The organism is Streptomyces sp. A1277, from assembly GCF_004795015.1.
Taxonomy (GTDB): domain Bacteria; phylum Actinomycetota; class Actinomycetes; order Streptomycetales; family Streptomycetaceae; genus Streptomyces.
Genome location: NZ_SSBI01000063.1, coordinates 1 through 22,216, shown reverse-complemented (window position 1 = coordinate 22,216; position 22,216 = coordinate 1). Strand labels below are relative to the sequence as shown.

The window sequence follows — 22,216 nt, the reverse complement described above, 5'->3', positions numbered from 1 at the left end:
CCCAGCACCCGCCGCCCGGCCCCGGCCCGTCCGCTGGAGCCGGCCCCGGCCCCTCGTACAGTGCTGTCCATGAGTGATCACGAGGCGCCGCGGGTGCTGCATGTGAAGGGGCGGGTGCTCATCGGGCCCGAGGAGGTCAGGGACGAGCTGTGGGCGGTCGGCGGCCGCGTCACCTTCGAGCGGCCACCCGGCGCGGACGACGCCGTCGTCGTCACCGGCTGGGCCCTGCCCGGCCTGGTCGACGCCCACTGCCACGTCGGCCTCGACCACCACGGCGCCGTCGACACGGCGACCACCGAACGGCAGGCACTGGACGACCGGGAGGCCGGTGCGCTGCTCCTGCGGGACGCGGGCTCGCCCGCCGACACGCGGTGGATCGACGACCGCGAGGACCTGCCGAAGATCATCAGGGCCGGCCGCCACATCGCCAGGCCCCGGCGCTACACCCGCAACTACGCCTACGAGATCGAGCCGGACGAACTCGTGGCGTACGTCGCCCAGGAGGCGCGCCGCGGCGACGGCTGGGTGAAGCTCGTCGGCGACTGGATCGACCGCGAGGTGGGCGACCTGACCGCCTGCTGGCCGCGCGAGGCGGCCCGGGCGGCCATCGCCGAGGCGCACCGGCTGGGCGCCCGGGTCACCGCGCACTGCTTCGCCGAGGACTCGCTGCGCGATCTCGTGGAGGCGGGGATCGACTGCGTGGAGCATGCCACGGGGCTGACCGAGGAGACCATCCCGCTCTTCGCGGAGCGCGGCGTGGCGATCGTCCCCACCCTCGTCAACATCGCCACCTTCCCCTCCCTCGCGCTGGGCGGCGAGGCCAAGTTCCCCCGTTGGTCCGCCCATATGCGCCGACTGCACGAACGCCGCTACGACACCGTGCGCGCCGCCTACGACGCCGGGGTACCGGTCTTCGTCGGCACCGACGCGGGCGGGGTGCTGGCGCACGGTCTGGTGGCCGACGAGGTCGCGGAGCTGGTCAAGGCGGGCATCCCGCCCCTCCAGGCGCTGTCCGCGACGACCTGGGGAGCCCGCGCCTGGCTAGGCAGGCCGGGCCTGGAGGAGGGGGCGCCGGCCGACCTCGTGGTGTACGACGAGGACCCCCGGGCCGACGTCCGCGTGCTGGCGGGGCCGCGCCGGATCGTCCTGAACGGGCGCGTGATCGGCTGACGCACGGGGCGGGCCCCGGCGTTGGCTCCGGCGTGGCTCCGGCGTTGACCGGCAGTGACCCCGGGGCGCCCCGCTCGTTGAACATCTTTCGCGTAAGCGGGAGGCGGTTCCCGGGTGCCGGTCGTGCGCGCCCCGAAACGTCGTGAAGCTCAGTGAAACGGGTGAACGCGAGGAACGCACGTGCCGGAATAATCGAATACAGGCGCGGAAACCCCCCTTTGGAGTGAACTGGCCTCAGGTGTCCGCCAGTTCACCCTCTGTGCGTAAAGATTCACGGAGTCGAGGTCACCGGTGCCAGCGATGTCCCCCATTGGACGGCGCCGGTGGCTCCATGTCTCTTGTGGGGGTTCCACCATCTTGAACAGCAACACCTTCCGCCTCGCCGCCCTGGCGGTCGCCGCGGCTCCCGTCGCCCTCCTGGTCACCGTCCCGGCCCACGCCGCCACCGCGACGACCGCCACGGCCGGCGGCGACGGGAAGGCGAGCGCGGTCGTGCTCCGCACCACGCTCGACGTCTCGCTCCTGAACAAGACGGTCGACGTGCCGCTGAAGACCTCGCTCAACGCGGTCCAGGCGCCGCGGAGCGCCGAGCAGACCGCGCTCAGTGCGCGGCTCGACGGCGTGGACCACGGCAAGCCGTTCAACGTCCTGCGGGCCGATGTGGCCACCGCGAAGGCGACCGTCACCAAGCACCGCGCGGAGGGCTACAGCAACCTGGCGAAGGCGCGGGTCCACCTGCCCGGTCTCGCCCCGCTGTCGCTGATCGAGGTGGAGAAGGTCACCTCCAGGGCGGTGTGCGAGGCGGGCCGCAAGCCGGTCGCCGAGTCCAACGTGCTCGGACATGTGACGGTGCTCGGCAAGCGCGTCACGCTCACGGCAGGCGGCACCACGCGGGTCGCGGTGCCGGACGTGGGCGAGGTGACCCTCGACCTGTCGAAGACGGAGACCACCTCGCGCACGGCCGCGGCGGTGGCGCTCCAGCTGAAGGTCTCGGTCAACCCGCTCAACCTGAACGTCGCGGAGGTCCAGGGCGAGGTCACGCTCGCCGAAGCGACCTGCGAGACCCCGAAGCCGGGCGACGGCCACGACGGGGGCGGCGACAACGGGGGCAACGAGAACGGGGGCGGTGACAACGGGGGCAACGAGAACGGGGGCGGCGACAACGGCGGTTCCACCGGGGGCGGTTCGACCGATGGCGGCTCCGGCGACGGCGGGGCGACCGGTGGCGGCGACTCCGGCAACGGCGGCTCCACGGGGGGTGGGGACACGGCCGGTGACACCGGGGGCGACGGCGGCGGCGACGTGAAGACCCAGACCGGCACGGACCAGGCGCCCGCCGCCGGCGCGGACCTCGCCGAGACGGGCAGTAGCTCCAACACCCCGTACATCGCGGGCGGCGCGGCCCTGCTGCTGGCGGCCGGCGCAGGCGCGATGGTCGTGACGAGGCGCCGCGCCCGGGGCTGACGCGCCCGGGGCTGACGCGCCCGGGGCTGACGCGCCCGGGGCTGACGCGCCCGAGGGGGAGGGGATCGGTGAGCGGTGCTCCGGACGCGGAGCGCCGCTCACCGATCGGTGCGGTGTGCGGCGCCCCGCATCCGGCCGCGCGGGGGCGCGGGGGCGCGGGGGCGCGGGGGCGCGGGGGCGCGGGCGGCGTTCCGGTTCCAGAGCGCCGCTCACGGAAAGGCTGGGTGCTCTACGTGCGGAGCGCCGCTCACGAACCGATCCAGTGCTCGCCTGGTAGAGCACTGCTCACCGCACAACCGCCCGCCCACAACCAGAGCACCGCTCACCGCATAACCGCACGCGGGGCACCGCTCACCGCGTAACCGCCGCCCACACACAGAGCACCGCTCACCAAATGGAGCAGGCGGCTACCGCCCGACCACCGTCAGTGCCTGGAGGGCCAGGTCGAGCGCCTGGAGGAAGCGGTTGGTCGTCGTACGGTCGCGCACGGCCAGCCGCAGCCAGCCGTCCCCGAGCCCCGGAAACGTATCGCCGCGCCGGGCCGCGAAGCCCCGCATCCGCAGCCGCTCCCGTATCTCCGCGGCCCCTTCGAGGCGGACCAGGACGAACGGCCCCGCGGCCGGCTCCACCACCCGTACCTCGGAGAACTCCCGCAGCCCGGCGACCAGATGGGCCCGGTCCACCGCGATCCGGTCCGCCGCGGCGGCCGCCTCCGCCAGCGCCCGGGGCTCCACACACGCCTCCGCCGCCGCCAGCGCCGGGGACGAGACCGGCCACAGCGGCTGCGCCTCCTCCAGCGTGCGGACGGTCTCCGCCGCGGCCGCCACGTACCCGATCCGCAGCCCCGCAAGACCCCACGTCTTGGTGAGGCTGCGCAGGACGATGAGCCCCGGGATGTCCGTACGCCCGCACAGCGCCTCGCGCTCGCCAGGGACCGCGTCCATGAACGCCTCGTCGACCACCAGGGTCCGTCCGGGGCGGGCCAGCCGCTCCAGCACGGCGGCGGGATGCAGCACGGAGGTCGGGTTGGTCGGGTTGCCGACGACGACCAGGTCCGCGTCGGCGGGTACGTCGGCCGGGTCAAGCCGGAAGCTGTCCTCGGCGCGCAGCAGCACCCGCCCCACGTCGTGCCCGGCCGCGCGCAGCGCCGCCTCCGGCTCGGTGAACTGAGGGTGCACCACATACGGCCGGCGGGTCGGCAGGGCCCGCGCGATCAGTACGAACGCCTCCGCCGCGCCGGCCGTCAACAGGACGCGTTCCGGCGGCAGTCCGTGCCGCGCGGCGACCGCCGCGCGCGCCTGGCGCCCGTCCGGATACGCGGCGAGCGTGTCCAGCGAAGCGGCGATCCGCTCCTTCAGCCAGGCCGGTGGGGTGCCGGCTCGTACGTTGACGGCGAGATCGGTCAGATCCCGGTCCTGTCCCCGTACTTCCGCGTCGCCGTGGTGACGCAGATCGTGCGCGCCCGCGCCTGTCGCGTCGGGACTCTCAGTGGGAGTGTGCATGACCGCCATGGGGGGTGGGTGTGGGGGTGGTGGCCGTCGTCGGGGGTCAAGTCCGGCAGGATGACTATGCGCCCCGCACCGGGTTTCACGCAACGGTCCGGACCGGCCGGCGCACGACCGCGCAGGTGGCCATGGACGGCCGCCCGCCGCCGGGCCGGGACTTGCGTTTGGGGACGAGGAGTTGCCCGCCTCCGGCGAGCGCCGCCGCCTCGGCCACCGAGGCCGTGCCGACGGCGGAGAGCGGCGCCCCGGAGGGGTGCGGCACCTCCATCCGGGCCAGCACCTCGGCCGGGTAGGTGCGCAGCGGCACCCCGAGCCGGGCGGCGGCGGCCACGAGCCCAGGCTCCCCGGCCTTCGCGTCGGCGGTCACCAACTCCACGACCTCGCGCGGCGAGAGCCCCGCCGTGCGCAGGGCCTCCAGGACCAGCCCGGTCACCTCGTCCTCGGGCACGCCCCGGGACGCGCCGACGCCGACGACCAGACGGCCGGGCACCACACCTTCGGCGACGGGCTCAGGGCCGGGCGCCGGGCCTTCGGTGACGGGCTCAGGGCCGGGCCCGGGCGGGCGGCTGAGATGCGGGGACCGGGGTGCATCGGCTAGCAAGAGCGCATGGCGGTGTTCGTCGCGCTCGGCGCGTTCCTGATGACCCTGGCCGGCGGCTGGGTCGCCCAGCGCGTCAGCGACCGCCGCCACCTGGTCCTGGGTCTGGCGGGCGGGCTGATGCTCGGCGTGGTCGGCCTGGATCTGCTGCCGGAGGCGGTGGAGGCCGCGGGCGGCCTCGTCTTCGGCGTACCGGCGGCCCTGCTGCTGTTCGTGGCGGGCTTCCTCGTCGCCCACCTGGTGGAGCGGCTGCTCGCGGTGCGCCAGGCGGCACACGGCGCGGCCGAGCAGCGCGTCCCGCAGGTCGGGCTGACGGCGGCGGCCGCGATGGTCGGCCACAGCCTGATGGACGGGGTGGCGCTCGGCGCGGCCTTCCAGGTCGGCGGCGGCATGGGGGCGGCCGTCGCCCTCGCCGTGATCACGCACGACTTCGCCGACGGCTTCAACACGTACACGATCACCAGCCTGTACGGGAACGCCCGCCGCAGGGCCCTGACGATGCTGTACGCGGACGCGGCGGCGCCCGTCGTCGGGGCGGCGACGACGCTCCTGTTCACCCTTCCGGAGGAACTCCTCGGCTGCTATCTCGGTTTCTTCGGCGGCGCCCTGCTCTACCTCGCCGCCGCCGAGATCCTGCCCGAGGCGCACCACGACCACCCGGCCCGCTCCACCCTGTTGTGCACGGTGGCCGGGGTCGGCTTCATCTGGCTGGTGGTGGGCCTCGCCCAGTGACCCGCTCACCCCCGGCACCGCTCGACGAACCGCAGGGCCGCGCCGGGCGCCGAGGCCCAGTGGGTGTGCAGGTAGCTCGCGTGCACCCCCCGCCGGACGAACCCCTCCACGCGCCGCTCGGGCCGGTGCATGCCCCAGGCCGGCTCGTCACCCGCGCCCGGCTCCAGCACGGAACGGTGGAACTCGTGCCCCCGCATCCGCGCCCCGGCCGGTGCCAGCACGTTGTCCACGAGCGCCACGGCGTCCCGGTAACCGAGCGTCAGCCTCTTCGACATCCGCGCCTCGGCGTCCAGCACCCCGCACATCGGCAGCCCGTCCAGCGACCGCGCCAGATACAGCAGGCCCGCACATTCGGCGGCGACCGGGGCCCCCGACTCCGCCAGTTCCGCCACGGCCTTGCGCAACGGCTCGTTGGCCGACAGTTCAGGCGCGTACACCTCCGGGAACCCGCCCCCGATCACCAGCCCCCGAGTCCCCTCGGGCAACCGCTCGTCCCGCAGCGGATCGAAGGTCACGACCTCGGCCCCGGCGGCGGCGAGCAGCTCGGTGTTCTCCGCATACGAAAACGTGAACGCGGCCCCACCGGCAACGGCAACAACAGGCGCCTCAACCCTGTCTCCCAGCCCCTCGGGAGCCGTCCCTTGCAGCCCCTGCGCCCCTTCCACCCCGTCCGAGGTCGCCCCTTGCAGCCCCTGCGCTCCTTCCACCCCCTCCGGGGCTGCCCCTTGCAGCCCCTGCGCCCCTCTCAGTCCCTCCGGAGCCGCCCCTTGCAGCCCCTCCGGCGTTTGAGGAGCGGGGCCCGGGGCGGAGCCCCGGTTACGGGAAGGGGCGGGCAGGGGAACACCCCCGCCGAAGGCGCCCCCCACAGCACCGGCCACCGCACCCCCCGCATCCCACACCGCACCCCCCAACGGCGGCGCGGACCGCGCCAACGCCAGCAACCCCTCCAGATCGCACCCCGCGGACACCTGCCCCGCCATGGCCGCGACAGCGGCCACCGCATCGGCCCGCCGCTCCGCCACCGGCACGAGCCCCAGGTGCCGCGACGGCACCGACACCCCCTCGGCCCGCCGCAGCGCGCCCAGCACCGGCACCCCGGACTCCTCCAGCGCCTCCCGCAGCAGCGCCTCGTGCCGGTCGGAGCCGACCTTGTTGAGGATCACCCCGCCGATCCGCACCCCCGTGTCCCACGAGGCGAAGCCGTGCACCAGGGCCGCCACCGACCGGGACTGCGAGGACGCGTCCACGACCAGCACCACCGGCGCCCTCAGCAGCTTCGCCACGTGCGCGGTCGAGGCCAGCTCGCCCAGCCCCGACGCCCCGTCGTACAGGCCCATCACGCCCTCGACGATCGCGAGCCCGCACCCCTGCGCCCCGTGCGCGAACAGCGGCGCGATCAGGTCGGGCCCGCACATGTACGCGTCGAGGTTGCGGCCCGGGCGACCGGTCGCCAGCGTGTGGAAGCCGGGGTCGATGTAGTCGGGGCCCACCTTGTGCCCGGACACGGCGAGCCCGCGTGCGGCGAACGCGGCCATCAGCCCCGTCGCGACGGTGGTCTTGCCGCTGCCGGACGAGGGCGCGGCGACGACCAGGCGTGGCACGTTCACCACTCGATGCCCCTCTGGCCCTTCTGCCCGGCGTCCATGGGGTGCTTGACCTTCGACATGTCCGTCACCAGGTCCGCGGCGTCGAGCAGCGCGGCGGGCGCGTTGCGGCCGGTGATCACCACGTGCTGGGTGCCGGGGCGGTCGCGCAGCACCTGGACGACCTCGTCGGTGTCCACCCAGCCCCAGTGCAGCGGGTAGGCGAACTCGTCAAGCACGTACAGCCGGTACGTCTCGGCGGCCAGGTCGCGCTTGACCTGCTCCCAGCCCTCGCGGGCCTTCGCCTCGTTGTCCAGCTGGTCGTCGCGCTGGACCCAGGACCAGCCCTCGCCCATCTTGTGCCAGTCGACGGACCCGCCCTCGCCGCTGGCGCCGAGCACCTTCAGGGCGTTCTCCTCGCCGACCTTCCACTTCGCCGACTTCACGAACTGGAAGACCCCGATGGGCCACCCCTGATTCCAGGCGCGCAGCGCGAGCCCGAACGCCGCCGTCGACTTCCCCTTGCCGATGCCGGTGTGCACCATCAGCAGCGGGCGGTTGCGCCGCTGGCGGGTGGTGAGTCCGTCGTCCGGCACGCTCTCCGGCTGTCCCTTCGGCATTACGCGGCCCTCCTGTCGGTGCCCCGGACGTCCTTGACGAGTCCGGCGATCGATTCGGCGCGCAACTCGTCCAGCGTGACGGCGCTGCCGCCCAGCTCGCCCGCGAGGCTCGCCGCGAGCCCGAGCCGCACCGGCCCCGACTCGCAGTCCACGACGACGGACGCCGTGCCTTCGGCCGCGTGCAGCCGGGCGGCCCGCGCGGCCAGCGCCACCGGGTCCGGCCCGCCGGTCGCCCGCCCGTCCGTCACCACGACCAGCAGCGCCCGCCGGGACGGGTCGCGCAGCCGTTCCACCCGCAGCACGTCATGGGCCTTCAGCAGCCCGGCGGCCACCGGGGTCCGCCCGCCGGTCGGCAGCGACTCCAGCCGGGCGGCCGCCGCGTCCACCGACGAGGTCGGCGGGAGCGCCAGCTCGGCGTCCCGGCCCCGGAAGGTGATCAGCCCGACCTTGTCGCGCCGCTGGTAGGCGTCCATCAGCAGGGACAGCACGGCGCCCTTCACGGCGCCCATCCGCTGCCGGGCGGCCATCGACCCGGACGCGTCCACGACGAACAGCACGAGGTTGCCCTCGCGCCCCTCCCGCGTCGCCTGCCGCAGATCGTCCCGTCGCACCACCAGGCCCCGCCCGGACCGGCCCCTGGCCCGCTGGTGCGGGGCGGCGGCCTGCACGGTCGCGGCCAGATGCAGCTTGGTCAGCGCGCCCTGAGGCCGCCGCGCACCGGTGGTCCGCCCGTGCTCGGTGCGCGCCCGGGACCGCCGCCCCGCCGCGCCCTCGCCGAGACCGGGCACGCTCAGCATCTTCGTACGGAACGGCTCACCGGCCCGTACGGGCTGCTGCTCGCCGCCCTGGCCGGGCACGGACGGGGTGGGCCCGGCCGGCTCGGAGTCGGGCCGGCCGGGCGTGTCGTCGGCCCCGTCCGCGGGCGGGGGCGGCATGTCGGGACCGTTCCCCTGCGGCGGCAGCCCGCCGCCACCGCCCCCACCGCCGCCACCGGGCCCGTCCGGCTCCGGATCGTCGTCCCCGCCGCCGTTCTCCTCCAGCGTGTCGTCCAGCTTGTCCTCGTCGAGCCCCGGCGCGTCGAACGGGTTGCGCCGGCGCCGGTGGGGGAGCGCGAGCAGGGCCGCCTGCCGGACGTCCTCGGCGAGCACGTCGGTGCGGCCGGCCCACGCGGCCAGCGCCGTCGCGGTGCGGGCCATCACGATGTCGGCGCGCATCCCGTCGACCTCGAAGGCCGCACAGGTCGCCGCGATCTGCCGCAACGCCTTGTCGCCGAGCCGCACTTCGGGCAGCAGCGCCCGCGCCGCCACGATCCGGGCCCGCAACTCCGCTTCCTCGCCGGCCCATCGGGCGGCGAAGCCGGCCGGGTCGTCCTCGTACGCGAGGCGCCGCCGCACCACCTCCACCCGCTGGTCGGTCTCCCGGGACGCGGCGACCTCGACGGTCAGCCCGAAGCGGTCGAGCAACTGCGGCCGCAGTTCCCCCTCTTCGGGGTTCATCGTCCCGACGAGCAGGAACCGCGCCGCGTGCCGTACGGAGACGCCCTCGCGCTCCACGTACGAGGCGCCCATGGCGGCCGCGTCCAGCAGGAGGTCTACCAGGTGGTCATGGAGGAGGTTGACCTCGTCCACGTACAGGATTCCGCGGTGGGCATCGGCGAGCAGCCCCGGTTCGAATGCCTTCACGCCCTCCGAGAGCGCCCGTTCGATGTCGAGCGCCCCGACGAGCCGGTCCTCGGACGCGCCGACGGGCAGCTCCACGGTCCGCGCCGGCCGCGACACGCCGGAGACGTCCTCGTGGGGGCCGTCCGGACACGCCGGATCGGGCGACGCGGGGTCGCACGAGAACCGGCAGCCGGGGACGACCCGCACCTGGGGCATCAGCGCGGCCAACGCGCGCACGGCGGTCGACTTGGCGGTGCCCTTCTCACCCCGGACCAGGACTCCGCCCACCGCGGGGCTCACCGCGTTGAGCAGCAGCCCGAGCCGCAGGTCGTCCTGCCCGACGATGGCGGTGAAGGGGTAAGGCGTACTCATATGACCTCCTTGACGGGTGCCGCGGGCGCCCCCGGCGGGATGAAGGGAAGCCCAGCCGGCGCGCCCGACTCGATGAGCCGCCACAGCGCGTCGGTGTCGGCGTGTTCCTCGATCAGGTCGCCGAGGCGGTCGAGCTGTTCCTCGCGCAGCGCGGCGAAGCAGGTGTCGGGGGCGGGCACGAAGCGGCGGCCCGTGAGCCGGGCGACCTCGGTCAGGAACCGGCGGCGGAACGCGTCGCTCTCCAGCGAGCCGTGCCAGTGGGTGCCCCACACGGCCCCGGACCGGCAGCCGTCCAGCGGCGTGCCCCGCCCATCGGTGAGGAACGGTTCGCCGCCGTGCACCTCGGCGACGCCGTGGTGGATCTCGTACCCCTCGACCGGCGCGCCCAGCGCCTCGCCGGCCGGCCGGGCGAGGGTCTTCTCGCGGTCGAACCGGACGCGCACGGGCAGCAGTCCGAGCGCGTCGACCTGCCCGGCGCGCGACTCCACCTCGTCCTCGATGTGCTCCCCGAGGATCTGGTAGCCGCCGCAGACGCCGAGCACCGGGCGGCCTTCGGCGGCTCGCCGCCGCAGCGCGTCGGCGAGCCCGCGCTCGCGCAGCCAGGCCAGCGCCTTCACGGTGCCCCGGGTGCCGGGCACGATGACGAGGTCGGCGTCGGCCAGCTCCTCGGGCCGGTCCACGAACCGCACGACGACGCCGGGCTCGGCGGCCAGCGCGTCCACATCGGTGAAGTTGGACATCAGGGGTACGGCACACACGGCGACGCGCAGGACGTCCTCGCCGTGCGGCGGGGCGACGGCCGACTCGCGTACGGTGCCGCGCAGCGACACCCGCAGGCCGTCCTCCTCGTCGATGCCGAGGCCGTGCGCGAAGGGCAGCACCCCGTAGGCGGGGCGGCCCGTCAGGTCGCGCAGCATGTCGAGGCCCGGCTCCAGCAGGGAGACGTCGCCGCGGAACTTGTTGACCAGGTAACCGGCGATCAGCTCCTGGTCCTCGGGCGCGAGCAGCGCGGTGGTCCCGAAGAACGAGGCGAAGACCCCGCCCCGGTCGATGTCGCCGACGACCACGACCGGGAAGCGCGCCGCCCGGGCGATGCCCATGTTCACGATGTCCGTGCGCCGCAGGTTGATCTCGGCCGGACTGCCCGCCCCCTCGCAGATCACCGCGTCATACGTGCCCCGGAGCTGCTCCAGGCAGTCCACGACGGTGGACAGCAGCTTCTCCTGCCGTCCGCCGTGGTAGCCGCGGGCGCTCATCTCGCCGACCGGGCGCCCCATCAGGACGACCTGGCTGGAGCGGTCGCCGCCGGGCTTGAGGAGCACCGGGTTCATCAGGGCGGTCGGCTCCACGCGGGCGGCCTGGGCCTGCATCGCCTGGGCGCGGCCGATCTCGGCGCCCTCGCGGGTGACGAAGGAGTTCAGCGACATGTTCTGCGCCTTGAACGGCGCGACCTTCACGCCCCGGCGCACCAGCCAGCGGCAGATGCCGGCGGTGACGACGCTCTTGCCCGCGTCCGAGGTGGTTCCGGCGACCAGCAGTCCGCCGCTCATATCGGTCTCCGTCCTGGGATGTGCGTGCCTGGGGTACGGGTGAGGCGCCGGGCGGCGATCCCCGCGCCCAGGCGGGCCGCGACGCTGACGCCGAGGGCGAGCACACTCACCCGGCGCGAAAGCCGCACGGCGCGCTCGATGTCCCCGGTCTCCACCGCGCGGCCGGACCCGCCGTTGAGCACGGGCCGGTGTTCGACGCGGCCGCCGTACGCGAGGGTGCCGCCGAGCCGTACGCCGAGCGCGCCGGCGAACGCGGCCTCCACCGGGCCCGCGTTGGGGCTCGGGTGCTTCGCCGCGTCCGCCCGCCAGGCGCGTGCCGCTTCCCGCGGCCGGCCCCCGGCGGCCACCGCGAGCAGGGCCGTCAGCCGGGCGCCCGGCCAGCCCGCGAGGTCGTCAAGCCGGGCCGAGGCCCAGCCGTAGCGCAGGTAGCGGGGCGACTTGTGGCCGACCATCGCGTCCAGCGTGTTGGCGGCCCGGAAGCCGACGAGCCCGGGGACGCCGGCCAGCGCCCCCCACACCAGGGCGCCGACCACGGCGTCCGAGGTGTTCTCGGCGACGGACTCCACGACGGCGCGGGCGATCTGCGGTGCGTCCAGGGACTGCGGGTCGCGGCCGCACAGATGCGGCAGCCGCTCCCGGGCCAGCTCGACATCGCCCGCGGCGAGGGCCCCGCCGATGGCCCGGGCCTCGCGCCCCAGCGACGTACCGCCGACGACGGACCAGGCGGCGGCGGCGGTCAGGGCGACGGACGCGGCGGGGTGGCGGCGCAGGGCGCGGGCGGCCAGCGCGGCGCTTCCGGCGGCGCCTCCGGCGCAGAGCAGCGTGTGCAGGGCGCCGGCGCCCCGGTGGTCGCGCCAGAGCCGGTGTTCGACGCCTGCCGCGGCCCGCCCGAAGGCGGCGACCGGGTGGCCCCTGCGGGGGTCACCGAGCAGCAGATCGCCGATCAGTCCGGCGGTGGCGCCGTACGCGTAGATGCGATCGGCACGCACGGTTCAGCCGGCCGTCACGCCTCGGAGGACCTTCGTGCGGGCAGCCGCCCGCGAGGGGGGCGGGGGAACGGTCGCACGGCAGCCGGGCATGGCGATATGTCCTCACTCAGGGTCCGCGCCCTGGTTCGACGTGACGGCGACGAGAGTCTCCTGGCTTCCGGATCGGCGGTGCCCCCGGTCTTCCAGCCCGCTTCCGCGGGCCGTGACGTGCGGTGGTGGGGGACCGCTCCCCGGTGACAGTGGCGGGACCGCGCCGGATTCGCACCGGCTTCCTCTGCTGTCGCCATAATGGCTCCGGCAGTCCACCACGCCCCGCGAACGCCCGTCAACTCGCCGTTGACCTGCGGCGGCGCAGTGTGCGCAGACGCACATCGGGCCGGACGCGCACGAGGTGCGTCCGGCCCGATGCGCAGGGGCGGAGGTGTCAGGCGACGATCAGGTAGATGCCGTAGGCGACCGCCGCCGCGCACAGCCCGAAGCAGACGTACGCACCGGCGCGCGCCAGCAGGAGCGAGGTGCCCGCGGGTCCGCCCTGCGCGGCCGGTTCCGGCTGCTTGGAGAGGCCGACGATGCCGAGGGTGAAGAGGCCCACCAGAGCGACGGTGGTGACGAGGGAGACGCCGAAGACGGTCCCCAGGGCTGCCCAGTCGATGTTCATGCGGAGTGTCCTTACCGGAGTACCGGGATCTCTGAGTGCCGGGTCGCTCAGACCGTGGCGGGCCGGGGCGGGTCGGCGGCGACGGGTGCGGCGGGGGCCGGGATGGTGGCGGTGAGCTCGTGCGCCTGGGCCTGGGCGGCCGCGGTGGGCGGCGGGCTGACGGCCGCGATGGCGGTGGTGACGACGCCCGCGGGCTCGGCCGGGACCTCGTCCCCGGAGCCGGGCGCGACGTCGCCGTGGCCGACGGGCTTGCGGCGCGAGAGCACCCAGATAACGGCGGAACCGGCGAGCAGCAGGGCCGCGACGACCACGACGCCCCAGGTGCCCTGTTTCGTCAGGAACTCCGCGCCCGCGCCGACCAGGCCGGCGGCCGGCAGGGTCAGGCCCCAGGCGACGAACATCCGGGTGGCGGTGGACCAGCGGACCACGCCCCCCTTGCGGCCGAGGCCCGCGCCCATCACGGCGCCGGAGCAGGACTGGGTGGTGGAGAGGGAGAAGCCGAGGTGCGAGGAGGCCAGGATGACGGTGGCCGCGCTGGTCTGGGCGGCGAAGCCCTGCGGCGGCTTCAGCTCGGTCAGGCCGCTGCCCATGGTGCGGATGATGCGCCAGCCGCCCAGGTAGGTGCCGAGCGCGATGGCCATGCCGGCGCTGACGATGACCCAGACCGGCGGGTTGGAGCCGGGGGAGAGGACGCCGCCGGTGACCAGGGCCAGCGTGATGATGCCCATGGTCTTCTGCGCGTCGTTGGTGCCGTGGGCGAGCGAGACGAGCCCGGCCGAGGCGATCTGGCCGGCCCGGTAGCCCTTGGCGGTCGCCTTCTCCTGGGCGTCGTTGCGGATCTTCCCGCCGATCCGGTAGGTCAGCCGGGTGGCCAGCAGCGCGGCCAGACCGGCCACGATCGGGGCGGCGACGGCGGGCAGCAGCACCTTGGTGATCACGGTGCCGCCGTTCACCGACGACCAGCCGGCGGACATCACGGCGGCGCCGATGAGGCCGCCGAACAGTGCGTGGGAGGAGCTGGACGGGAGCCCGACCAGCCAGGTCAGAAGATTCCACAGGATGGCGCCGACGAGCGCCGCGAAGATGACTTCGGTTCTGAGGCCGTCCTCATTGACGATCCCGCCGGAGATCGTCTTGGCGACCTCCACCGACAGGAACGCGCCGACCAGATTGAGAACGGCGGACATCGCGACCGCCGTCTTGGGTTTGAGTGCGCCGGTCGAGATGGTGGTGGCCATCGCGTTGGCGGTGTCGTGGAAACCGTTCGTGAAATCGAACACTAGAGCCGTCGCGATCACTATCGCGAGCAGCAGCGTGATGTGTTCCATTTACCCAGGCAATCGTTCGACGTCATTGGCACGTGGAACGTAGGCAACTTGAGTGAACGGAAGATGAACTGAGCAGGGCGTTGCGGTGACCCCATCCGGAGCGGGCCGCTCATCCATCGAAAGGATCTTCGTATGAGCGACCGGGATGCGATCGCACGGGCTTGGGACGCGGTCGTCGCCACGGCCCGCAGGACGGCGGCCGAGGGGCTGGTCGTCGGCACCTCCGGAAACGTCTCCGCACGGGTCGGCGACACCGTGCTCGTCACCCCCAGCGGAGTGCCGTACGAACGGCTCGGCCCCGAGGACGCGGTCGGTGTCGATCCGGAAGGCAACCAGATACTCGGAGAACTGGCCCCCACCAGCGAACTCCCCCTCCATCTCGCCGTCTACCGGAACACCGGGGCGGCGGCCGTCGTGCACACCCACGCGGTGCACGCCACCGCCGTCTCCACGCTCGTCACCGAGGTCCCCTCCGTCCACTACGCCGCAGCCCTCATCGGCGGCCCCGTCCGCGTCGCGCCCTATGCCCGCTACGGCACCGCCGAACTGGCCGAGAACATGCTCACCGCCCTGCGCGACCGCACCGGCTGCCTGCTCGCCAACCACGGCACGGTCACCCACGGCGCCACGCTCGACGAGGCGTACGACCGCACCGCCCAGCTCGAATGGCTCTGCCGGGTCTGGCTCACCGCGAGCTCCGTACCCGGCCGCTCTCCGGCCCTGCTCACGCCGGACCAGCTGGACGAGGTGGGGGAGGCCCTGAAGGGGTACGGGCAGGGCTGAGCCGCACCCGTCCGCCCACCGGACGGCCCCGCCCACTGGCGTTGCGCCGCGTCCGCCCCGACACTGGTGGTGTGCGCCCGGTTACCGCGACGGCAACGGCCGTCTCCACACTCATCGGCGCCGGTGCGGCAGCGGTCGCGGCCGGCCGGTTCGCCGGCGACCTCGCCCTGAGGACGCCGTCCGGACGCCCCCTGCCCGCCGACCGCGAACTCACCGTGCACGCGACGGCGGCCGGACAGGTCACCCTGACCCGGTCGCTCACCTCGCTGCGCCCCGGCACCTACGGGCTGACCGGCAAGGACGTCCACGCCGTCGTCGGACCCGTGCTCGACCGCGCCCACCAGGCCGCCGACACCGTCGTACGCCGGCTGGAGCGCGTCGACCACGGCATCCTGGCGCCCGGCGACAAGGTCCGCATGACGCCCCAGGTGTACAGCGGCGACCCGGGGACCGCGCTCGGCCTCGCCTTCCGCGAGGTGGAGATCCCCGGCGAACTCGGCGGACTGCCCGCCTGGTACGTCCCCGCGCCCCGCCCCACCTGGGTCATCACCGCGCACGGCGTCGGCGCCACCCGCGAGCACCCCCTCAACCTCATGGGCTTCCTGCACGGACAGCAGCTGCCCGTGCTCGACCTCGCCTACCGCGGCGACCCCGGCGCCCCCCGCTCCCCGGACGGGCTCGGCCACCTCGGCGAGTCCGAGTGGCGCGACCTGGACGCCGCCCTCCGCTTCGCCGTCCGCAACGGCGCCGAGCAGGTCGTCCTGTACGGCTGGTCCACCGGCGCCTCCATGGCCCTGCACACCTGCGTCGGCTCCGCGCTCCGGGACCGCGTCTGCGGCCTCGTCCTCGACTCGCCGGTACTGGACTGGGCCGCGACGCTGCGCGGCCTCGCCGCCGCCCGGGGCGTCCCCTCAGCCCTCCTGCCGCTCGCCGTGCGCGCCGCCCAGGGCCAGACCGGGCTGCACGGAACCAGGCTCCTGGACACCTCGCTGCCCGCGACCCTGCACGCCCCGACGCTGGTCTTCCACGGCCCCGACGACACGCTGGCCCCCTGGCTGAACTCCCGCCGGCTCGCCGCCCGCCGCCCCGACCTGGTCTCCCTGCACCGGGTGGACCGGGCTCCGCATGCGGCGATGTGGAACGCCGACCCGGCCCACTACGAGGAGACCCTGCGCCGCTTCCTCACGCCCCTGATGTGAGGGGATGCACCGGTTCGGCCGATTGGTCCCGGCCGGCGCACGGCCCCGGGAACACCGGCCCGCCGGGTTCCGTTTGGGCTTTCGGGCCGTCAGGGGCAAGACTGCTCCCCGTGACGTCCCGTACCCCGCGCGACTCCAGGCTGCGACTTGTCCGCCCGCGACCCCTCGCCACCGCTCGCAAGGCCGTGACGACCCGGCGCACCAGGCCCGCGCCGCGCCCGCCCGAGGGCACACCGCCCCGGGCGGAACTGGCCCGCCAGGCCAGGAAAGCCCTCGCCGACGCCGTACGGATCGCCCGCTGGGCGGCCGACGGGGCGGGCCCCGGCACCCCGCCGCTGGCCGCCCAGGCCCTGGAACACGCCGCCGCCGCGCTGGAGTTGTCCCCGGCGCAGGTGCGCTGCGGCTGGGACCGGGCCCGCCTCGCCGGCCTGGTGGAACTGCACGGCGACACCGCACGGCCCGGCTGGCGGCTGCGCGCCTGGGACCGGGACGACTCCGCCGTGCTCCGCGGCTGGGTCGCGCTCTTCGACGCCTGGTCGCTCGTTCACCCTGCACCCCGGGGCGTCGAGTCCACCGCCGTCGCCGAGACCGTCGAGGCCGTGCCCCAGGTCCTCTCGCTGCTCCAGCTCTCGGCGGGACCGGTCACCGTGCCCGCCCTGCTCGACCTCCTCGGCCAGCGCGTCGCGGAACTCCACGAGGAGCGCTGCGAGGTGCCGTACGGGCCCCAGCCGCTGCCCACCCCCGCCGAGCCCGCGCCCACCGCCCACTCGCCGGAGCTCGTCGCCCGCCTGCTGGACTGGGCCCTGGAAGGGCTGGCCGCAGTCGGAGCGCTCACCCTCGGCGCCGGGCAGGCCACCTTGACGCCGCTCGGCAACTGGGCGGTCTGGGTCAAGCTGGAGCAGATCTGCGTCGCCGCCCAGAGCCCGGCCGGCAACATCGAGCAGGCCGCCGCCGACATGCTCCTGGGCTGCGCCCGCCTCACCCCCGGGCCCGCCCGCGCCGAATACCGCGCCTGGCTGGCCGCCCGCCCGGTCGGCAGCGCCGTCGCCGAACTGCTCGGCGTCGCCCGGGGCGAGGACGCGCTGCTGCGCGGGCTCGCCTTCGAGGCGCTCCGCGTCGTCGGCGCCCCGGCCGAACCCGAGGTGCGGGCCGTCGCCACCGAGCCGTCGCTGCGCCCCTACGCCCTGCTCTGGCTCGCCGAGTACGACGGAGCGGACCCGGAGGACGCCCAGGAGGTCCTCAGCCGCGAGGAGGCCACCTGGCTCTGGGTCGACACCGCTGCGGCCGTCGCCGACCACGGCGAGACGGGGCTGCTGGTGCGCCACCTCGACACGGCCGTGCAGGGCACCGTCCCGGCCCTGCTGGACGAGGTGCGGGCAGTCGGCCACCCGCGCACCGTCCAGGTCCTGGTCGCGCTGGCCGCGGCGCACCCCGACCCGGCCCTCGCCAAAGCGGTCCGCAAAGCGGCGTTCCAGGTGCACACCGGCGGCGCCTGACCGTGCCGCCCGCCCGTCCGGCCCGGGAGCGGCCTCAGCCCGCCGCCCCCGGGGCGTACGTCCCGAACCTCCAGACGTTGCCCTCCGCGTCGCGCGCCATGTAGTCCCGGGAACCGTGGTCCTGGTCGGTGGGCGGCGGTCCCTTTCCGTACGCGTGCGTCCCGGGCAGTCGGAGGGCCCCGGTTGTGATCTGCGTCTCAGTCTGGCACCGGCCACTGACAACGTCCCGTCGGCGCCCGGAGCCGCCCGGGTCAGCGGAAGGTGTCGCAGTCGGCCATGTCGCCACTGCCGAAGCCCGTGGTGAACCACTCCTGGCGCTGCGCGGCCGAGCCGTGCGTCCAGGACTCGGGGGTGACCCGGCCCTGGAACTTCTCCTGGATGCGGTCGTCCCCGACCGAGGCGGCGGCGTCCAGCCCGTCGCGGATGTCCGCCCGGGTGACCTCGGTGATCAGCGGCCGCCCGGTCGACTCGTCGGGCGTGGTCGTCGCGTGGTTGGCCCAGACCCCGGCGTAGCAGTCCGCCTGCAGTTCGGCCTTCACCGCGTTGCTGTTCTCGCCGGTCCGCCCGTCCTGGGTGCGGCCCAGCGTCCCCATCTGGTTCTGCACATGGTGTCCGTATTCGTGCGCGACGACGTACGCCTGGGCGAACGGGCCGCCGCTCGACCCGAACTTCGTCCGCAGCTCGTCGAAGAACCCCAGGTCGAGGTAGACCTGCCGGTCGCCGGGGCAGTAGAAGGGCCCCACCGCCGAGGTCGCCGAGCCGCAGGCCGTGCTGATCCGGTCGGTGAACAGGACCGTGCGGGCGGTGGCGTACTGCGCGTCGCGGCGGGTGAACTCCTGGTCCCAGTAGTCCTGCACGCTGTTGACCACCGCGACGATCCGGCAGTCGTCCTTGGTGTTGGCGTCCCGCCCGGTCCGGCACTCCCGCGCGACCTGCGCCGCCGACGACGCGGTGGCGTCCGGGGCCGGGTCGCCCGAGGAGAGGCCGAGCTGATCCGGGCCGACCCCGAAGAGCAGCCCCAGGATCAGCGCGATGACCCCGGCGATGCCGCCGCCCACGGTGGCCCGGCCGCCCGGGACGCGGCTGCCTCGCACATCCCTGACCTCGGACGTGTCCAGATCGGCGTCGTCGTCGAACTGCATCGCACCACCCTCCGCTACGAACGGTTACCACTTGCTCCCTTCGCCGAGTATCCGGTCATCCGTACCGGCATGCCCGTGTCCGGGGAGAGAGTGGCGCCGCGCGGAGCACGCGGAAAAGTCGGTGGACACCGCCAGTAGACTGGTCCCCATGGCAATTCTCCTTGTGCGTGTGCGTGAGTAACGGCGTCGAGTCGTAACCGCCAGCCGTTTTTCCGCCGTCCAATCCGCCCTGGAGTTCTTCCCGTGATCACCGCTTCCGGCATCGAGCTGCGCGCCGGCGCCCGCCTGCTCATCGAATCCGCCACCTTCCGCATCGCCAAGGGCGACCGCATCGGCCTCGTCGGCCGCAACGGGGCGGGAAAGACCACCCTCACCAAGTGCCTCGCGGGCGAGGGCACGCCCGCCGCCGGCACCATCAGCCGCTCCGGCGAGGTCGGCTACCTCCCGCAGGACCCGCGCACCGGCGACCTCGACGTGCTGGCCAGGGACCGCGTCCTGTCCGCCCGCGGCCTCGACGAGATCCTGCGCAAGATGCGGGAGAACGAGGACCGGATGGCGAACGGCAAGGGCGCCACCCGCGAGAAGGCGATGAAGAAGTACGAGCGCCTGGAGACGGAGTTCCTCACCAAGGGCGGGTACGCCGCCGAGGCCGAGGCCGCCACCATCGCCGCCGCGCTCAGCCTGCCCGACCGGGTGCTCGGCCAGCCGCTGCACACCCTCTCCGGCGGTCAGCGCCGCCGCGTGGAACTGGCCCGCATCCTCTTCTCGGACGCCGACACGCTGCTCCTGGACGAGCCCACCAACCACCTCGACGCGGACTCCATCGTCTGGCTGCGCGACTACCTCAGGAACTACCGCGGCGGCTTCGTCGTGATCTCCCACGACGTCGAACTGGTCGAGACGGTCGTCAACAAGGTCTTCTACCTCGACGCCAACCGCTCCCAGATCGACGTATACAACATGGGCTGGAAGCTCTACCAGCAGCAGCGCGAGGCCGACGAGAAGCGCCGCAAGCGCGAGCGGCAGAACGCCGAGAAGAAGGCCGCGACCCTCAACGCGCAGGCCGACAAGATGCGCGCCAAGGCCACCAAGACCGTGGCCGCGCAGAACATGGCCAAGCGCGCCGACCGGCTGCTGTCCGGTCTGGAGAACGTCCGGGTCGCCGACAAGGTCGCCAAGCTGCGCTTCCCCGACCCCTCGCCGTGCGGCAAGACGCCCCTGATGGCGGAGGGCCTGTCCAAGTCCTACGGGTCGCTGGAGATCTTCACCGACGTCGACCTCGCGATCGACAAGGGCTCCCGCGTCGTCATCCTCGGCCTCAACGGCGCCGGCAAGACGACCCTGCTCCGGCTGCTCGGCGGCGCCGAGCAGCCCGACACCGGCCGGATCATCCAGGGCCACGGGCTCAAGCTCGGCTACTACGCCCAGGAGCACGAGACCCTGGACCCGGACCGCACGGTCCTGGAGAACATGCGCTCCGCCGCGCCCGACCTCGACCTGGTCGCGGTCCGCAAGACGCTGGGCTCGTTCCTCTTCTCCGGGGACGACGTGGACAAGCCCGCAGGGGTGCTCTCCGGCGGGGAGAAGACCCGGCTGGCCCTGGCGACACTGGTGGTCTCCTCCGCCAACGTGCTCCTGCTGGACGAGCCCACCAACAACCTCGACCCGGCCAGCCGCGAGGAGATCCTCGGCGCGCTGCGCACGTACCAGGGCGCCGTCGTCCTCGTCACCCACGACGAGGGCGCGGTCGAGGCCCTCCAGCCCGAGCGCATCATCCTGCTCCCGGACGGGGTCGAGGACCTCTGGGGCGCGGACTACCGGGACCTGGTCGCCCTGGCCTGATCCCCCCGCACTGGATCATTCGGCCTACAGGTGATCCATCATCTGCGTGAGTACGTCTCGTACCTCGGCGCGGCGCCCGGCAGATGGCTGCCGGGCGCAGTCATTTCGGCCGCCCTTTCCTTGCGGGCTCTGACCTGGACGTTCCTCCGGGGCGGCCCGCCGGCCGCCTCCTTGGACGCGGCGGAATTCGGGATTCCGGTCGCTTCGGCGCACTCCCGGGGCGCGAATCCGGTCGCAGAGACCTTGCCGAATGGGTGGCCAGGAAGCGCCCGAGGGGTGATCATGAGAGTCCAGAGCGCACTTCCCATGAGGAGGCACGGGTGGCCGAGACTCTGAAGAAGGGCAGCCGGGTGACCGGCGCCGCGCGCGACAAGCTCGCGGCAGACCTGAAGAAGAAGTACGACTCCGGTGCGAGCATCCGGGCGCTGGCCGAGGAAACGGGCCGCTCCTACGGATTCGTCCACCGGATGCTCAGTGAATCCGGAGTGACGCTGCGCGGACGCGGCGGCGCCACACGAGGCAAGAAGGCCGCGACGGCCTGACGGCCGGTCGCGACCGGGGCACGTCGCAGGACTGCCCCGGGGGTCACCGGTTCCGGGTGCGTACACCCGGTCGATCGTGTGGTCGATCGGGTGGTTACTGTTCAGTCACTTAGCTCCATGTGCTGACTGCACCCGATCCGGAGGCTCCCCATGACCTCGCTCGACTCCGTGCTCGACAAGGACGGCGTACGACTCACCATCGACGACGCGATCGCCACGGTGACCCTCACCAATCCGGCCAAGCGCAACGCTCAGTCCCCCGCTCTGTGGCGGGCGTTGACCGAGGCCGGACGGGCCCTGCCCGGCAGCGTGCGGGTCGTCGTGCTGCGCGGCGAAGGCGTGTCGTTCTCCGCCGGACTCGACCGCCAGGCGTTCACCCCCGAGGGATTCGACGGCGAGCCGTCCTTCCTCGACATGGGGCGCGGCCCGGAGGCCGAGCTCGACGCGCTGATCGCCGAATACCAGGAGGCGTTCACCTGGTGGCGCCGCAACGACATCGTGTCGATCGCGGCCGTCCAGGGCCACGCCATAGGCGCGGGTTTCCAGCTCGCCCTCGCCTGCGACCTGCGCATCGTCGCCGAGGACGTGCAGTTCGCCATGCGCGAGACCAGCCTCGGACTGGTGCCCGACCTCACCGGCACGCACCCCCTCGTCCACCTCGTGGGCTACGCGCGCGCGCTCGAGATCTGCGCCACCGGCCGCTACGTCCACGCCGCCGAGGCCGAGCGCACCGGCCTCGCCAACCTCGTCGTGCCCGCCGCCGAGCTCGAAGGCGCCGCGCGCGACCTGGCCGGCGCCCTGCTGGCCGCTCCGCGCGACGCGGTCATCGAGACCAAGGCCCTGCTGGGCGGCGCCCTCTCGCGTACGTACGAGGAGCAGCGCGCCGCCGAACGGGCCGCGCAGGGCCGCCGGCTCCGCGACCTGGCGGGCGCCCTCGACTGAGCCCGGCTGACCGGGGGCGCCGCCCCGGCCGGCCGGCGCC

Annotated in this window: 17 protein-coding genes, 2 pseudogenes and 1 riboswitch; of the genes and pseudogenes, 9 read left to right on the top strand and 10 right to left on the bottom strand. The window is 74.1% G+C overall.

Translation table 11 applies throughout. From position 1 onward, the window contains the following. Positions 1–69 precede the first annotated feature (69 nt). Together E6R18_RS30915 and E6R18_RS30910 are read left to right on the top strand one after the other, a co-directional pair. On the top strand, positions 70–1,170 hold the full coding sequence (locus E6R18_RS30915; protein WP_136320192.1) for an amidohydrolase family protein: 1,101 nt from the start codon (positions 70–72) through the stop codon (positions 1,168–1,170). A 357-nt stretch (positions 1,171–1,527) separates the two neighbouring features. After that, entirely contained in the window at positions 1,528–2,634 is a 1,107-nt protein-coding gene (locus tag E6R18_RS30910) for an SCO1860 family LAETG-anchored protein (RefSeq protein WP_136320191.1), read from the top strand. A gap of 407 nt (positions 2,635–3,041) precedes the next feature. Here E6R18_RS30910 and cobC read toward each other — a convergent pair. Then, a pseudogene (cobC, locus tag E6R18_RS30905) lies at positions 3,042–4,632 on the bottom strand (Rv2231c family pyridoxal phosphate-dependent protein CobC). 114 nt (positions 4,633–4,746) lie between these two features. Between cobC and E6R18_RS30895 the strand changes: the two are divergent. Then, a complete protein-coding gene (locus E6R18_RS30895; protein ID WP_136320188.1) occupies positions 4,747–5,469 on the top strand; it encodes a ZIP family metal transporter in 723 nt (240 codons plus the stop codon). A 5-nt stretch (positions 5,470–5,474) separates the two neighbouring features. Here E6R18_RS30895 and E6R18_RS30890 read toward each other — a convergent pair whose 3' ends face one another. From E6R18_RS30890 to E6R18_RS30860, 7 genes are all read right to left on the bottom strand, one after another. Further along, positions 5,475–7,079, bottom strand: a complete 1,605-nt coding sequence (locus E6R18_RS30890; RefSeq protein WP_136320187.1) for a cobyrinate a,c-diamide synthase — start codon at positions 7,077–7,079, stop codon at positions 5,475–5,477. Continuing rightward, complete coding sequence (gene cobO / locus E6R18_RS30885) at positions 7,073–7,672, bottom strand: cob(I)yrinic acid a,c-diamide adenosyltransferase (RefSeq protein ID WP_136320186.1); 600 nt, start codon at positions 7,670–7,672, stop codon at positions 7,073–7,075. The genes E6R18_RS30890 and cobO overlap by 7 nt, the downstream gene beginning before the upstream one ends. Beyond that, entirely contained in the window at positions 7,672–9,705 is a 2,034-nt protein-coding gene (locus tag E6R18_RS30880; RefSeq protein ID WP_136320185.1) for a putative cobaltochelatase, read from the bottom strand. Before E6R18_RS30880 ends, cobO begins: the two co-directional genes overlap by 1 nt. Then, positions 9,702–11,255, bottom strand: a complete 1,554-nt coding sequence (locus E6R18_RS30875) for a cobyric acid synthase (protein ID WP_136320184.1) — start codon at positions 11,253–11,255, stop codon at positions 9,702–9,704. The genes E6R18_RS30880 and E6R18_RS30875 overlap by 4 nt, the downstream gene beginning before the upstream one ends. Beyond that, positions 11,252–12,244 (bottom strand): cobalamin biosynthesis protein, encoded by a 993-nt coding sequence (locus tag E6R18_RS30870; protein WP_136320183.1) that lies wholly within the window; start codon positions 12,242–12,244, stop codon positions 11,252–11,254. The genes E6R18_RS30875 and E6R18_RS30870 overlap by 4 nt, the downstream gene beginning before the upstream one ends. A gap of 143 nt (positions 12,245–12,387) precedes the next feature. Next, a riboswitch (cobalamin riboswitch) is annotated at positions 12,388–12,520 on the bottom strand. A gap of 148 nt (positions 12,521–12,668) precedes the next feature. After that, the gene (locus E6R18_RS30865; RefSeq protein WP_136320182.1) at positions 12,669–12,902 is read right to left on the bottom strand and encodes a hypothetical protein; all 234 of its coding nucleotides are present in this window, start codon (positions 12,900–12,902) and stop codon (positions 12,669–12,671) included. Between the two features lie 47 nt (positions 12,903–12,949). Continuing rightward, entirely contained in the window at positions 12,950–14,230 is a 1,281-nt protein-coding gene (locus E6R18_RS30860; RefSeq protein ID WP_136320181.1) for an inorganic phosphate transporter, read from the bottom strand. A 132-nt stretch (positions 14,231–14,362) separates the two neighbouring features. Here E6R18_RS30860 and E6R18_RS30855 point away from each other — a divergent pair, with 132 nt between their 5' ends. The 3 genes from E6R18_RS30855 to E6R18_RS30845 all read left to right on the top strand — a co-directional run bounded on the left by E6R18_RS30855 (position 14,363) and on the right by E6R18_RS30845 (position 17,708). Next, positions 14,363–15,013: a class II aldolase/adducin family protein gene (locus tag E6R18_RS30855; RefSeq protein ID WP_136320180.1), complete on the top strand. Its 651-nt coding sequence runs from the start codon at positions 14,363–14,365 to the stop codon at positions 15,011–15,013. Positions 15,014–15,084: 71 nt separating this feature from the next. Further along, positions 15,085–16,212, top strand: a complete 1,128-nt coding sequence (locus E6R18_RS30850) for a hypothetical protein (RefSeq protein WP_136320179.1) — start codon at positions 15,085–15,087, stop codon at positions 16,210–16,212. A 185-nt stretch (positions 16,213–16,397) separates the two neighbouring features. Then, the gene (locus tag E6R18_RS30845; protein ID WP_136320206.1) at positions 16,398–17,708 is read left to right on the top strand and encodes a hypothetical protein; all 1,311 of its coding nucleotides are present in this window, start codon (positions 16,398–16,400) and stop codon (positions 17,706–17,708) included. Between the two features lie 34 nt (positions 17,709–17,742). Here E6R18_RS30845 and E6R18_RS35140 read toward each other — a convergent pair. Together E6R18_RS35140 and E6R18_RS30835 are read right to left on the bottom strand one after the other, a co-directional pair. Further along, a pseudogene (locus E6R18_RS35140) lies at positions 17,743–17,841 on the bottom strand (extradiol dioxygenase); the annotation flags it as partial. Between the two features lie 118 nt (positions 17,842–17,959). Continuing rightward, entirely contained in the window at positions 17,960–18,850 is an 891-nt protein-coding gene (locus E6R18_RS30835) for a neutral zinc metallopeptidase (protein ID WP_136320178.1), read from the bottom strand. 243 nt (positions 18,851–19,093) lie between these two features. On the opposite strand from E6R18_RS30835, the gene E6R18_RS30830 reads away from it, so the two are divergent. From E6R18_RS30830 to E6R18_RS30820, 3 genes are all read left to right on the top strand, one after another. Next, positions 19,094–20,692 (top strand): ABC-F family ATP-binding cassette domain-containing protein, encoded by a 1,599-nt coding sequence (locus E6R18_RS30830; RefSeq protein WP_136205958.1) that lies wholly within the window; start codon positions 19,094–19,096, stop codon positions 20,690–20,692. A gap of 320 nt (positions 20,693–21,012) precedes the next feature. Next, the gene (locus E6R18_RS30825) at positions 21,013–21,234 is read left to right on the top strand and encodes a helix-turn-helix domain-containing protein (protein ID WP_018518904.1); all 222 of its coding nucleotides are present in this window, start codon (positions 21,013–21,015) and stop codon (positions 21,232–21,234) included. 150 nt (positions 21,235–21,384) lie between these two features. Further along, on the top strand, positions 21,385–22,176 hold the full coding sequence (locus E6R18_RS30820; protein ID WP_136320177.1) for an enoyl-CoA hydratase/isomerase family protein: 792 nt from the start codon (positions 21,385–21,387) through the stop codon (positions 22,174–22,176). The last annotated feature ends 40 nt before the right edge of the window (positions 22,177–22,216 follow it).